The organism is Desulfomonile tiedjei (assembly GCA_016212925.1).
Classification (GTDB): domain Bacteria; phylum Desulfobacterota; class Desulfomonilia; order Desulfomonilales; family Desulfomonilaceae; genus JACRDF01.
Genome location: JACRDF010000025.1, coordinates 1 through 13,437 on the forward strand (window position 1 = coordinate 1; position 13,437 = coordinate 13,437).

Here is a 13,437-nt window from a genome sequence, read left to right on the forward strand (position 1 = left end):
AATGTCATCACCGGGAAAATCATACGAACTCAATAACTCGCGAAGCTCCAGCTCCACCAACTCTATAAGCTCAGGATCGTCAACCATGTCCGTCTTGTTCAAAAAGACCACTACGTACGGCACTCCAACCTGGCGCGCAAGAAGTATGAGCTCCCTGGTCTGAGGCATGGGACCGTCGTTGGCTCCCACCACCAGTATCGCACCGTCCATCTGCGCCGCACCGGTTATCATGTTCTTGATGTAGTCCGCATGACCCGGACAGTCCACATGCGCATAATGACGCTTGTCCGTCTGATACTCCACATGGGCCGTCGCTATGGTTATACCGCGCTCCTTCTCCTCGGGAGCCTTGTCTATCTCCTCAAACGGCACATAATTGGCCAAACCCTTCTTGGCCAACACCCGCGTTATCGCCGCTGTCAGCGTAGTCTTGCCGTGATCTATGTGACCTATGGTCCCTACGTTCACGTGCGGCTTTGTTCGCTCAAACTTCGCCTTGCCCATGGGCTCCTCCTTAGGGAAAATAGCCGGCAAAATATTCTGGGGGCCTGATCAATTTTTGACGAACGGCCCAAGTGGATTAATTCTTGGCCCCGGGGGATCAAGCGGTCTATGGAGCCCACGACCGGGATCGAACCGGTGAACCTCTTCCTTACCAAGGAAGTGCTCTACCTACTGAGCTACGTGGGCCCGACGCTGTCCGAGTGTTTATTCTGTCTGAGCACCCTGGCACATCCCCGGTAGAGCCTTAGTCACTTCCGGTCACAGGCACTTGAAGTGGCATCGATAATTTGGAGCGGGAAACGGGGCTCGAACCCGCGACATTCAGCTTGGAAGGCTGACGCTCTACCAACTGAGCTATTCCCGCATGGTCTGCCGCTGCCCGCGCGCCTGCAAGGGCTGCTGGTGGAGGGGGGAGGATTTGAACCTCCGAAGGCTGAGCCAACAGATTTACAGTCTGCCCCCTTTGGCCACTCGGGAACCCCTCCTTCTTGGAGCTGGCGATGGGACTCGAACCCGCAACCTGCTGATTACAAATCAGCTGCTCTACCGGTTGAGCTACGCCAGCAAAAGGCTCCTCTATAAAACTATATTTTTTACCACGCGTGTAAAGTGGTGTCAAGCAATTTTTCTCCGCAAGGCCTGCAACCCCTCTTTCTGGAGCCAACGCCTCTTTGATAGGCTTCCCTGGCCAAAATCTCGATAACGGTAGGCTGGAATCCCGCTACTCGCAACACTAACCCGCGAATCACCGACATTGGTACGAGCGGTTCGTGCCATCCGGTAACTGAAGAACTATTCGCCACCTCATGACATCCCATAGATCATTGAAAGTACACCCGCAAGCAAAAAATTCCCGTCCGTCATGGCCTCGAAGGAGAGCCGGTCCACCATATGCCCCCCCCTGTACACCATGAACAGAATACCGAAAACTAACGTGTTGGCAACCAGCCAATACCCCACAGCGGGGACCCATCCGGCCCACGCGGAGACCACCGGCAAGACGGTGAGAAATGCCAGCAAACCCACCAGGAGCCTCCTTGTGTCTTTGACACCTATTAATATGGGAATGGTTTCACGGCCTACAATTCGGTCTCCCTGAACGTCCAGCAGGTCAGACAGAGCTGTGCGCCAGAAGACCATTCCTGCTGCCACCACGAACGCCACGATCAAACCTGGAAAGTAAACTCCGGATTCTGACCCTATCACGGGCAGTACAGCGGCCGAAACTGCCCATCCCGCTGCAACGAGCGGGGTCTTGGAGCCGGGCAAGTCCTTCAGACTGCGCCACCGGATCCTTCGGAAGGGAGATTTGGACAAAATCGGTACCGTATACATCATTCCCGTGACAAGCATGGCCACAAGAATACCAAAAGCATAGAGCCCCATCTGAAGGCTGAGAATCACAGCAGCGATGGACGATAGCACCCCTAAGCTTGCCAGCAGGCTTCTGTGCCGCGTATAAAACGACGCGATCTCGGGAGTGTTGAAGCGGACGGCCCCGGCCCGCTCCTGTAGCCTGTTGAACAGGTGCATGGAAAATACGAAAAGCATGCTTACTGCGAGTGGCAACCAGGTAATTCGGCGCTGTTGGAGAACAAGACATGTGGCTGTCAGACCCGCGCCCGCCATTGCCGCCCAACAGTATGTCATGACTGCGATATCGCCTATGGCCCGGAAAGCCCTCAGAGGCCCGACCGCTCGGCTCATGCCTATTTCTCTAAGCTTGCCGATGATTCGCCGAATCTGCCAATTCGGTGTGCTCGCTCCCGCGGTCACACCGACCGTCTTTGCGCCGGTCAGAGCCGCGGCGGGTATATCTTCGTCCGTCTCCACATGCAGCGCGGGCACACCCTGTGCTCGAGCAACTTTGGCAAGCCTCCTCGTGTTGCCCGATCCCTTGCCCCCCACCACCACTATGAAGTCCACCTGCCCGGCCATTCGGCTGACTTCTGCCTGGCGCTTCCTGGTGGAGTCACAGATGGTGTTGTGGACATGGATCTTGCCTCCGCGCGTTCCGAGGATCTCCACGACCTTTTCAAAGGTCTGCTCCTCTTGAGTGGTTTGGGCCACCACACAGATTTCCCGATCGGTCGGGACCGAATCCAGCGCTTCTATTGAATCCCCGCCCGGGACGGCTAGACCTCCCGCGGAAGCAAAACCCATTAGACCGCGAACCTCAGGATGGTCTTCGTCGCCAACGATCACGCAGAAATGTCCTTTGGCGGCATGTTTTCGTATCACCGCCTGGACTCTCGCCACTCGTGGGCAGGTGGCGTCAATGATGCCCACACCTTTCTGTTCCAGGAGTTGTCTTTCCTGGGGGGAGATCCCGTGCGCGCGGATCACCACGGTTCCGGATTCAATTTCTTCCAGACGATCCACCTCCAGGATGCCGCGCGACTGGAGCAGTTCCAGAGTTTGAGGATTATGTATGAGCGGGCCGTACGTGACAATGGGCGTTGGCGGAGAGATCCTTTGAAGGTCCAGAACCATCTCGACCGCCCGTCGGACGCCCATGCAGAATCCAGCGGTTTTTGCCAAACGTATCTTCATGATCTCAGTCGCTTGTCCTGGAATGCACTGCCTGTGAATTTTTCCAGATCATCCGGTGTGTCCAAGTCCGTGTCATCGTAACTGGAGCCCATTTCCACTCTTACGATCTCGTCCGGGTGACTTTTCAAGACGTCCCTGCCTCCTATGTCGCCTTCCGTTGTCATAAGTTCCGGGAAGAGCCGCGCAGGAAAAATTACGGGGGTCGTCTTTCGGCCATGGATCGCCGGGACCACGATCTTGTCACTGTCCAATTGAAAAGCCGCAAGGAGTCGATCTATTGTTTTCGCGGTAATAAGCGGTTGATCTCCAAGCAAAATCATGGCGCCGCCCGCGTCGGGACTGAGAGCGGCGAGTCCAATCCGCAGAGAGGACGACATTCCTTTTTCGGGGCGAGGATTCACAACTACGGACAGTCGAGAACTCTTCAAAGCCGCCACAGCTTCAGCTGTCTGCAGGGTTGACGAACCTGCCACAATCACTGCCCTTCGCAACCCTGATCCCAGGGCAGCTCTCACCACGCGGCCGATGACCGTGTCACCGTCAAGCTGAATCAAGGTTTTGGGAATTCCCATCCGCGTTGAAAGGCCTGCAGCCAAAATAATGCCTTCGACGATCGGCTCCATGATTAAAGGTTAGCATGAAATTTTACTTTAGCAAGGCTACGCTGCCCGCTCGTCGCGGATCGTCCGATCCATGGGGGACCTTTGGGCCATTGAAGGACAGTGTTTGGAATTATTTGCGTCAAGGGTGGGACTGCGTGATTAAATCGTCCCCGCGGCTGTTTTCGCCGCCTCTTTCCTGCCGATAAGCTCAAGGAATTCGTCCGCCTCGAGCGTCTCTTTAACCAGAAGCCTTTCTGCGACCCGGTGAACCAGATCCTGGTATTTCCGAAGTGTTTCCAAAACCTCGCCCAGCCTGGCATCAATGATGGACCTAACTTCAGCGTCGATGAGGCGAGCCGTATCTTCGCTAACCTCTCTGGTGGGGAAATAGTTGGGCTGCTGCTGCAAGAACGGATTCGGTTGGCTCTGGTAAGTTACGGGCCCAAGTTTGTCTGTCATGCCGTACAGCGTCACCATGCTACGAGCTATTTCCGTGGCACGCTGGAGATCGTTTTGAGCCCCTGTAGTAATATCTTCAAAGATGATCATCTCCGCCGCTCGGCCGCCGAGGAGCACGTCAATTTTTTCCAGGAGTTCCTGTCTGGACATCAGGTACCTGTCCTCGGTGGGAAGCTGCATGGTGAACCCCAGCGCCCCTATCCCGCGCGGTACGATAGAAATCTTGTGGACTTTTTCTGCAGTTGGCCGGAAGGTGGCTACCAGGGCGTGGCCTGTTTCGTGGTACGCGACGGTCTTTTTTTCTTTTTCGTTAAGAACGCGGTTCTTCTTCTCCAAACCAGCCACAATCCTGTCTATGGCTTCTTCCAGTTCCTGGGAACCGACTTGGGTCTTGTTCTTCCGTGCCGCCAGCAGAGCGCCCTCATTTACCAAGTTGGCCAGGTCCGCTCCTGTGAATCCGGGAGTTCTCCGAGCAATGACTTCAAGGTCCACATCAGGGCCCATGATCACATTTCTTGTATGCACCTTCAAAATGTCGATGCGACCCTTCAAGTCCGGCCGATCGACCAGAATGTGGCGGTCGAATCTTCCGGGCCGCAGCAGGGCAGGGTCCAAGATTTCCGGCCTGTTTGTTGCGGCGATAATCACCACTCCAAGGTTGGCCTGGAATCCGTCCATTTCGACGAGGAGTTGGTTGAGCGTCTGCTCGCGTTCGTCGTGACCTCCGTAAGCGCCAGCGCCACGCGCTTTGCCCAGAGCATCCAGTTCATCTATAAAAACCAGGCACGGAGCCAACTTGCTCGCCTGTTCGAACAGGTCCCTTACTCTGGCCGCACCTAGACCAACGAACATTTCGATGAAATCCGACCCGCTGATGGAGAAGAACGGTGCGCCAGACTCTCCGGCCACTGCTTTGGCCAGGAGTGTCTTTCCCGTTCCGGGCGGTCCTACGAGGAGTACGCCCTTCGGTATCTTCGCTCCCAATCGGGTAAACCGCTCGGGATTGCGGAGAAACTCGAGGATCTCTTCCAGCTCTTGCTTGGCTTCATCCTGGCCTGCCACGTCCTTAAATGTAATCCCGACATCCGTTTGCGCGACAATGCGGGCCTTACTTTTTCCAAGCGTCATAATTCCCGTGCCCTGTCCCATCCTTTTCATGGCCCACACCCAAACCCCGACAAATATCAGGGCAGGAAGCACCCAGGACAGGAGAGTCATGAGGAAAGTGTTTTCATTTTCAGCAATGATTTCAGTGTTATTCTTTTCGAGGAATTGGACCAGGTCCTTGTCATCCACGCGCGGGGTCATATACAAACGGGCGGGGAAAAGTGGTTCTTTCTTGCCGTCCTGCACTTTCTCATAACCCTTCAAAAACTTCTGTGACACCACAACCGCATTGATCTTACCTTCCGTGATGTACTTTTTGAACTGGGAATACGAGACGTTTTCCACATTCGGGGCTATCCACACTTGAAGTAATGCAAAGACAAGAAAGGCAAGAACAATGTAGATAATTGAGAAAGAAGTCCTTTTCTTGATGTTTTTTGCCCCGTCCATTTATCAGCATTCCTCCAAACGTCCCATCTATTGAGACCATTTGGCCATTGTTCAGCCCCTTGTCAACATGAACCGTCAACCAGGGGGTAGAGTCATGCACCAAACGTGACAACGCCCCCTTTTGCTCAGTTCATCCTTGATCCTTTTACAGGTTCAGGGTCGACGGCACTGGCATGTAAAGAGCTGGGGGTCGACTTTGATTGTGTAGAGCGGGAGCAGGAGTTTTGTGAGATTGCCGAGAGGCGGCTGGCTGAGATAAAAAAGAAGGGCGGTTAGAAACCACCCCGCGCCCTCTTCCTATCTTGTCCTTACCTTCAAAAGGGGATTAACATTTTCTCTAAACTCGTCAATAACTTCGTCCCATTCTCCTGAGTGTCTAGGTTTTTTCAACCCAAGTGCTTGCGCGCGGAATACATAGGCAAACTGTGAGGCCGTGTCCCAGTCGTCAAGCTCGGAGAGGTCGTCGCCCCCATGTCTGGCCGCCTGCATAGCCTTGATTGCAGAGTTGTTCCCGGCCAACTCGTCTGAAAACCACCTCCCCAGGGACCTGCCATCGCCAACCGCCCTGTCCTTCATTCTGTTCCAAAAAACCTTACCCGCTTCAAAGGCTATCAAATTATCTCGCTTGGCTGGGTTGTTCTGGAAGAAATGGCCTTTGAACTTGAGAACAGTGCCGTCGGCTGTTATTCCCTTGTCAGGCGGAATTCCCACGAACCGTTTTTCCGTTGTCTTGCCTCCTACAGAAGGTTTGTCCTTATTTCCCCAGACGTATGGGCTGTGGGTAATGTTCGTCGCTCGTTGAAAATCGGCATTTTCAGCGATCCAGTTCTTTAATTTTTCGTCCTTCAATACCACAAGACTTTTTGCGACATCTTCTTTTTCCTCTTCATTCCAACCGGGTGCCCATTTGATAATAGCTTTGAGGTAAGTTTTTTCGAACCTGTCCTGTACGTCGTGTAGCGGCGGGCCAGCAATATTAGGTCTCCGCGGCTCTCTTGAAGTTGAAGGTGCGGCAGGAGAGCAAACCTCATAGTCTCCATTACAAGCGATACTCGCTTTTTCCTCTGTGTCATAGCACTTTATGCGATTTCGGCAGCCAAACCTGTAGCCTGGCGGGCAGCTTTTCCCAGGGGATGGACAGCAAAGCCAACCGGGCTGAGTGCAACCTCGGTTGGGGCATGCCTGAGTGAAATTCGGATGGTCCGGTGGAGGACACCCAGGGTCAGCCAGCAGCCAATTAGGGCTCGCGACAGGCAAGGCTAGACATGCAGCCAAAGAAGACAGGACAAGGATGGCACGCATAGGACAACTCCCTTCTTAAAATGCCCGTTAGAGACCTAACCAAACAGACTTAAGCCTCAGTCGGTTCATCTTGCAGGGACTGCTTCGGGGGGGACATAGACTGTCGGTACTGGTGACAGTGTTGGCAATACAGGCCCTTGTCCCCAGTCTGGCCTGGGAGGCAAAGTCAATTGCCCAGTATTAGTGAATCCTATATTCGGAGGAAATGGAGTTGGATGTGGGAATTTGGACCCCGGTGGCGGCGGTGGAGGTCCCGGTGACACTTTGAACTGACCCCACGCGCTGACGGAGACACACACAAATGTCGCTACAACAAATGCAGTCACCACAATTTTCTGAACGCCGTTCATCGCACCCCCCTGGTCTGCCCACAAGGTCAGACCCCTGATGACGCTCAAAATAGCTGTGTTAAAGCAAATTCGTGGGTGAAAGCCCCTATAAGAGTCAGGTTATCCTATTCGAGGGTTGCGGGTCAATGAGAATTCTAAGGAGTTACCTGAGGCTTTTGCCGTGAATTGAGGGACCCCTAAGGCGGTTCGGGTCGGGAAAGATGTCATGATCTCCGGCTTCGAGTCAACGACTAGATCATTCAACGGAACGGAGGGAAAACGAGCGCGCCACGTCTATTTCGAGAATCCTTTAGCACACCGGGCTGCAAGAAGGGGAGAATGGAAGACATCTCCTTCTTAACTATGATCTGGAGGCTGAGCGGATCGGGACGTGGCAGTTTTCCCTAGTGACGGTCGCCTGACAGCCGTTCAGTCCGAAGGACCACACCGGCTTTTCCAGGCCAGTACCTTAAACCGTGCCAGTCGATATGATTTACAAATACTGATCGCAGGCAAATGAATGCAGCTAAAAGTATGCAGGGAGGGACACATTTCAGCCAACTCCGCGCGGAAATTTGGGAAGGATTCATGTGACGGAGCAACAACGCGCCGGCCAGCAAACCCAACCAGAATACCACGGAGGCCCATCCGACGAGGGTAGGGGCCAAACCGGCGACAAACATCGCCCCTAGAATCACCGCGGCCACAATCGCCAAAGCCAGGTTCAGCATGACCGAAACCGTTAGCAGCCAGATTCCCGGATTGGTGAATTTCGGGAAAAGGACCTGCCGGTCCAGATAGGCCAAAAAGCCCTGCACCGACTGACCGGGCAGCGGCGAGGCCAACAAATTGCACGGATCCATTAATACCTTTACACCGGCTTCTTCAAGCACATTCCCCAGTACCAAATCATCAACTACAGTTCGGGACCACATCTCCAGTACCTTGGGCTTGTCGACAATCGTTCGACGCAGTGCGGTGGCTCCGCCCCATGGCGTGGGCTTCATTGTGGCCAGAGTCCTGAGAAGCGCGGCATAAATGGCCTGGCAAACGCCTCCAATTGTCTCGGGTTCTGGTTGGAAAGCCCGGAAAGTTGTGACCACCTGAATTTCGTTCGTTACCAGCGGCTTAACAAAACGTTTCAGCCAATCAGAATCGGCCTTGTTAGTGCTGTCACACAGGACGACTATTTCCGTGTCGGTCCGTAGGGCTTTTACGCCTGCAACAAGATTGTGGTTTTTCTGAGCGCACAAAGTGGCAGGACCGCTCAGGACCTTGCGAGCATGGGGGTAATTATGGCAGAGACTTTCCACAACTTCGTTAGCGGGGTCCTGTTCATTTTCAAGAATGAACGACAGGTGGAAGTTCGGATAGTCCTGGGTCAGCAAAGACCTGAGAATCTCCTCCTGATTCGGGAACACCCCTTTGATCGGGACCAGGACTTCCAGTGGCGGCAAAAGCTGTTCTGATTCCCCTGGTTGTCGGCATTTGGCCGCGCGGCTGATCTTGAACACACCGATCGATATGGCCAATGCCATGGAAGATACGGTAATGAGGAGCCAAGTCGATAACACCAGCTCTAATACGCTCATGTCCTCATCAACCTTCGGATAGGCCACAAGAAGGCAATACCATAACCGGGCGGGAAGACAAAACTCCGCGCAATTTATAAGACCTGCCTTCGGGAATGAATCATGGGAACGTGGGCGGACAGGAACATGGAGCTTAGACAGTTATTCGAGGGTATAAGAGAACCGGTCCCGGGAAATCCATTGCCCGTGCGGGCCGTCCCTTTGGATATCTTGGCTTCAACGATCCGAGGTTGCGGCAGGTTGTGCCGATTGAGTGAGCCACCAGTGCGCACTCTGAAGCGAATCGCTCCTCCCACCTTGGATCGGGTGCCTACCCGCTACTGGGTAATGCTTACTTTGACATTACAGGTCAGACCGTCTTTGATCAGACCGTCGACGTTTTCCAGTTGGCATTCGATGTCATAATCCGCCGGCACTTCCAACGCGGCGTTGCGGCTTATCCACGGGATTCGGCTGACGGTGCAAGGGTATTTCTTCTGCGGAATGGCGTCGAAGACAACCGTTCCGCGATCACCGGCATTCAACTTGACCAAATCCAGTTCGTGAACCTTACAACGCACCACCACCGAACCCATGGGAGCGATGGTAAATGCAGGGAAGCCGGCCGGTGGCTCAGCCTGAGTTCGCAAATCAGGAGCGATCCAGATCACCTGACCGCCTATGGGGGCCTTGAGGAAGGCCGTATCCATCGGCAACTGCGAGTCGGAATAGGACCTGCGGGTCTGCCATTCCAGCAGTTCGATGTCCCTCTTGCGCTTCGCTTCATAGAATCGTAGGTCTTCGTTGGTTTTCTCGAGCCCCGATTCGGTCTGCTTAATTGAATCGTGAATACCCAAAATCTCCTTCTTCAAGGTCTCCAACTGGCGCTCTTTATTCTTTACCGCCTCTTCCTGGGCCATTTGCTTGGCGAAAAGCTCGCGCAGATCCGCAAGCTCTTTCTGGACTCTCTCGACTTCGATTTGCTTAATCTTGAGGTCTACCGATTTCAACTTTTCTATGGAGGACTTCTGATCAAATGCCGATTTTTTGAGACCTAGGACCATTTCCGGATAAAGAGTTGAATGCACCTGCATCATGGCCTCCCTGTCGAGCTTATAAGAGGCCAGGGTGTCATGCTCTTTCATGGTCTGCCCTTCTTTTACGTCCATGCTCAGGATTTCTCCCTTAAAGGGCATGACGACGGTTCGTTTCAGAACTGGATAGCTTTTGCCGCGAAAAATGATTTCCGCTTCCGATTTGGCGTCCGCTATCGGAGGAACGATGGCTGCCTTTGCTGGAGGGGGGCTTGAAACAGCTTTCTTCGGCTCATGGGTGATAGCCACCAGCACCAGTGAGACAATTGCCACGCCAGCCGCCAGGAGAACCCCAAACGCTTTTGAACGGCGCCGGGGCTTATCAGTGTCTAATTCTCGCATTGTACCTATTCAAACCTCCTGCAACAGTGGCCAGTTCTATGAGAGAGAACACCCGGTCCTGGGAACCGCTGACAACGCTCAGGCTCGCTTCAACTTTCCCGATGCGTTTCTCCACGTATTCTTCGTACGAGAGGGAGCCCCCTTTGTAGCTGATAAAGGCCTTCTCTTCGCTCAACTCGGCGAGCTTGGCTTGTTCACGGTTATAGGACTCTTTCTCTCCGGAGAGCGTCAAGTTTCCTCGCAGCTGCTTAAAGTTTCCATAGAGCTTTTGAGAGAGCAACTCCCGTTCGGACTTGATTTGCTGCGCTTTCATCTTTTGGCGCCTGATGTCACGCACTCTGGTAAATCCGTCCCACAATGTGTAGTCCAATCCCAAGCCGAAGTTAAAACCCGACGTTCGGTCCACCTGGTTGTTAATATTTTCGAGGACAAGACCGGGTTTGGGAAGTAGCGCCAGATAGGCCGCGGTCACATTGTTTGATTGAAACTGCTCATTCTTCGCAAGGATTTTCAGGCCCAGATTTGCTCCCTGGACATCAGCGAATGTGACGTATCGGCCGTTAAAGCCACTCAGGACCTGATTGGCCGCGTCTCGCGTGTCGAGGGGGAGGTGAAAGTCCGGGTGATAACCCATGAGCGCCTTTAGTTGAGTGACTTTTTCGTCTATCTCATTGCGCAGTTCCGAGACTTTGATCCGCTGGCCTTTCAGTTTGTTTTGCCAAATCTGAAGTTCCAAAGGATCGATAGCGCCCTGCTCAGCTCGGCTTTTACCATAGTCAACTTTATCTCTTTCAAGCGCCTCGATCTGCTTGTTTGCTCTGATAAGTCTTTCCAATATGTGAATGCGGTAGAAGAGTTTTGCCATCTCTCCTACGTTTTGATTGATCTTGTCCAGGTGCGTAAGTTTTGCGCCGTCCACAAGTATTGAAGAGGCCTTCATTTTGATCAAGGCCAGATACGGGTTCCAGTTTGTCATGTACAGCGACACGTTGACCGGGTTTGAGGTGATGTCGCCAGTGGCCCGCGCAAAATAATAACGGCTCAACACGGTGATAGTAGGAAGTATATCGGCGTGAGCGTCCTTTACATCAATTGACTTGATTTGAATTTCGAGACGATTCTTAACGAAAGACTCCGAATGGACCAGAGCATATCTCACGCAGGTTGGGAAGTCGAAATAGCCGTAAGATGCGGGCTTTATCTCTGGGCCTGCCGTGGCCGGGATTGCCCATAGCAGCGCACAAGCCACCATCCCCAGCACCATCAAGCAGGCATGGGGGTTGTTTGCACCCCGATACCGGATGGGTACTTTCCTGAAAGAAAAAGGATTTCCCGCAGCCCTCATCATAATTTGATCACAAGTTTTCCATACCCTCAGATCCCAGTTGAGACAAAATCTGGGGACTGAGCACAACATACGCAAATGTTTAAACTAAAATGACGCTGATGTCGGTCTAAAGCTCTTGGCGCAAGTATATCGAAAGGATATCCAAATGTCAACCAGCTTTTCCGCCGATCCATCGTGTCGAAATGTTTTCACTGCACAGGTTTTCCACTTGAGAAACTACGCGAATTGCTGCGCATTCCGATGAGCCCTGCATCATTTGACACGTGACCACAACTGATCTTTTCCGCCTTTTATGGGGGATCGTGTAACCATGAAATCTCCTTTAACGCCGTAAACGTAGAATTCGACTTTGGCTCCGGATTGCAAGGTGATGAGCAGTGCGTGGTTTTCAAAGATCCACGATCCATCAGAACCCGAAGGGTGATCCAGATCAAATATTCTGCCCGTGAAGTCCTTTCGTAGTGTCAACAATGTCCGAGGCCGCGATTTGGCCTCTCGGACTTCTTGTTCCGCAAGTGGAGTCTCATCAGGCAATACCTCCCAGGTTCCAATCAAGCTCTCCGGCTTGACGATTTCCTGAAAAATCTGTTCCGGGGCTATCCCCCCCGCCCCTCGAACGTCCTGGACAGATGCAGTGACGAGAATTACCAGAGGGAGAAGAAGAAGCCTGCTAGCCAAGAGTTTCATAAATCCTCCGCATTTATACTCCATTGTTCTTGCAATTGACTAGGATTGGCCAACGGTGCCAAGGGGGCTCCAGGCCATTTTTGCGTACATATCGTTCCCTTTCAGCGGTTTGAAGTCAAGAGGAACCGCTGCTGGCAGGGTGATACCATATAAATGGCATATTTTCAATATTTTAACACATGTAATTCATTGTCAATATGGTATGTAACTGCTAACATCTCAACATCAAATATTTTACTTGACACATATTATGGGCCGTGATACCTCCCGCCACCAGGACTTGAAGGGGGGAAGGGGCGTTCCGCACTTCCCGCGATTGAAAAATACCGTATGCGTACATACAGACATGTTCGGAATAAAAGGAGGGTGTAATGGTCAAGAGAGTCTTCAGTATTTTCCTCTGTGTCATGATGCTGAGCACAGCATCCCTAGCCTTTGCCGGTGGCGCTCCGGCAGTAGCGGCAGCGCCCTGTGCTCCGGCATATCCTGCCAAGGCTTATGCTCCTGCCGGCAATCCATGCGCTTATTGGGGTGACGCTCCCTTCCCGGGACTGTGTGGTGGGATAGTGGCCCTGCCTTTTCTGGTAGTAGGTAGCCTTTTGGGTGGCAACACTGTGGGACCTTATCCGCCTGTACCGGGCCCCGGATACGCGTACAGAGGCGCTCCGGCTCCCTGCCCTCCTCCTGTCAAGGTCTACGCACCTCCGGCCGCGCCCGGGTGTGCTCCGCCTGCGTGCGGTCCTGCTGGATACGGTCCGCCTGCGTACGGTCCGGCCGCATACGGGGGAGGGATTCTTTCAGGACTTCCGTGCCTCGAACTCTGCTCGAGCCTTCTCGGAATGGGTGGTGGGGGCCCCGGCCTCTTTTACTGATTTCCTTATCCTATGTCCGGCACGCAATCATTGATTGCCAATCAGCACGCCGACCCATTTCCAAGGGCGCCAACTGCCCGAAAATCGCACTCTTTCCATTCCACATCGGGGACATATGTCCCCGATTTTTTTTCCAAATAGCATCATGGCCCAGGTTCCGCCCATGACGCTATTGAAGCGTGGTAAACTGCGGTGACTTCGGCTCGGAGACCCCGAG

Annotated in this window: 11 protein-coding genes and 4 tRNA genes; 2 read left to right on the plus strand and 13 right to left on the minus strand. The window is 53.3% G+C overall.

Annotated features, from left to right (window positions below):
- From HY913_10545 to HY913_10580, 8 genes are all read right to left on the minus strand, one after another.
- Positions 1-504 (minus strand): GTP-binding protein (locus tag HY913_10545; GenBank protein ID MBI4963705.1); only part of this gene is annotated, 504 nt, incomplete at its 3' end.
- 109 nt (positions 505-613) lie between these two features.
- A tRNA-Thr gene (locus tag HY913_10550) sits at positions 614-690 on the minus strand.
- Positions 691-792: 102 nt separating this feature from the next.
- A tRNA-Gly gene (locus tag HY913_10555) sits at positions 793-868 on the minus strand.
- 36 nt (positions 869-904) lie between these two features.
- Positions 905-989 (minus strand) — tRNA-Tyr (locus HY913_10560).
- Positions 990-993: 4 nt separating this feature from the next.
- A tRNA-Thr gene (locus HY913_10565) sits at positions 994-1,069 on the minus strand.
- A 239-nt stretch (positions 1,070-1,308) separates the two neighbouring features.
- Complete coding sequence (gene ispH, locus HY913_10570; protein ID MBI4963706.1) at positions 1,309-3,057, minus strand: 4-hydroxy-3-methylbut-2-enyl diphosphate reductase; 1,749 nt, start codon at positions 3,055-3,057, stop codon at positions 1,309-1,311.
- Entirely contained in the window at positions 3,054-3,653 is a 600-nt protein-coding gene (locus HY913_10575) for a nucleotidyltransferase family protein (GenBank protein MBI4963707.1), read from the minus strand. Before HY913_10575 ends, ispH begins: the two co-directional genes overlap by 4 nt.
- Positions 3,654-3,818: 165 nt before the next feature.
- Positions 3,819-5,675 (minus strand): ATP-dependent metallopeptidase FtsH/Yme1/Tma family protein, encoded by a 1,857-nt coding sequence (locus HY913_10580; protein ID MBI4963708.1) that lies wholly within the window; start codon positions 5,673-5,675, stop codon positions 3,819-3,821.
- Between the two features lie 105 nt (positions 5,676-5,780).
- On the opposite strand from HY913_10580, the gene HY913_10585 reads away from it, so the two are divergent.
- On the plus strand, positions 5,781-5,951 hold the full coding sequence (locus HY913_10585; protein ID MBI4963709.1) for a hypothetical protein: 171 nt from the start codon (positions 5,781-5,783) through the stop codon (positions 5,949-5,951).
- A 21-nt stretch (positions 5,952-5,972) separates the two neighbouring features.
- Here HY913_10585 and HY913_10590 read toward each other — a convergent pair whose 3' ends face one another.
- The 5 genes from HY913_10590 to HY913_10610 all read right to left on the minus strand — a co-directional run bounded on the left by HY913_10590 (position 5,973) and on the right by HY913_10610 (position 12,348).
- Positions 5,973-6,524, minus strand: a complete 552-nt coding sequence (locus HY913_10590; GenBank protein MBI4963710.1) for a hypothetical protein — start codon at positions 6,522-6,524, stop codon at positions 5,973-5,975.
- A 1,186-nt stretch (positions 6,525-7,710) separates the two neighbouring features.
- Positions 7,711-8,898, minus strand: a complete 1,188-nt coding sequence (locus tag HY913_10595) for a glycosyltransferase (GenBank protein MBI4963711.1) — start codon at positions 8,896-8,898, stop codon at positions 7,711-7,713.
- A gap of 317 nt (positions 8,899-9,215) precedes the next feature.
- On the minus strand, positions 9,216-10,313 hold the full coding sequence (locus HY913_10600) for an efflux RND transporter periplasmic adaptor subunit (GenBank protein MBI4963712.1): 1,098 nt from the start codon (positions 10,311-10,313) through the stop codon (positions 9,216-9,218).
- Positions 10,294-11,661, minus strand: coding sequence for a TolC family protein (locus tag HY913_10605; protein MBI4963713.1), 1,368 nt, complete (start codon positions 11,659-11,661; stop codon positions 10,294-10,296). Before HY913_10605 ends, HY913_10600 begins: the two co-directional genes overlap by 20 nt.
- Before the next feature lie 252 nt (positions 11,662-11,913).
- Positions 11,914-12,348 (minus strand): hypothetical protein, encoded by a 435-nt coding sequence (locus HY913_10610; GenBank protein ID MBI4963714.1) that lies wholly within the window; start codon positions 12,346-12,348, stop codon positions 11,914-11,916.
- Between the two features lie 371 nt (positions 12,349-12,719).
- Between HY913_10610 and HY913_10615 the strand changes: the two genes are divergently transcribed.
- Positions 12,720-13,220, plus strand: a complete 501-nt coding sequence (locus HY913_10615) for a hypothetical protein (protein ID MBI4963715.1) — start codon at positions 12,720-12,722, stop codon at positions 13,218-13,220.
- Positions 13,221-13,437: the final 217 nt, after the last annotated feature.

Bases quoted from the DNA above. Each gene is read 5' to 3' on its own strand.
- ispH (MBI4963706.1), bottom strand. From the start codon at position 3,057: ATGAAGATACGTTTGGCAAAAACCGCTGGATTCTGCATGGGCGTCCGA.
- HY913_10580 (MBI4963708.1), bottom strand. From the start codon at position 5,675: ATGGACGGGGCAAAAAACATCAAGAAAAGGACTTCTTTCTCAATTATC.
- HY913_10595 (MBI4963711.1), bottom strand. From the start codon at position 8,898: ATGAGCGTATTAGAGCTGGTGTTATCGACTTGGCTCCTCATTACCGTA.
- HY913_10600 (MBI4963712.1), bottom strand. From the start codon at position 10,313: ATGCGAGAATTAGACACTGATAAGCCCCGGCGCCGTTCAAAAGCGTTT.
- HY913_10605 (MBI4963713.1), bottom strand. From the start codon at position 11,661: ATGATGAGGGCTGCGGGAAATCCTTTTTCTTTCAGGAAAGTACCCATC.
- HY913_10610 (MBI4963714.1), bottom strand. From the start codon at position 12,348: ATGAAACTCTTGGCTAGCAGGCTTCTTCTTCTCCCTCTGGTAATTCTC.
- HY913_10615 (MBI4963715.1), top strand. From the start codon at position 12,720: ATGGTCAAGAGAGTCTTCAGTATTTTCCTCTGTGTCATGATGCTGAGC.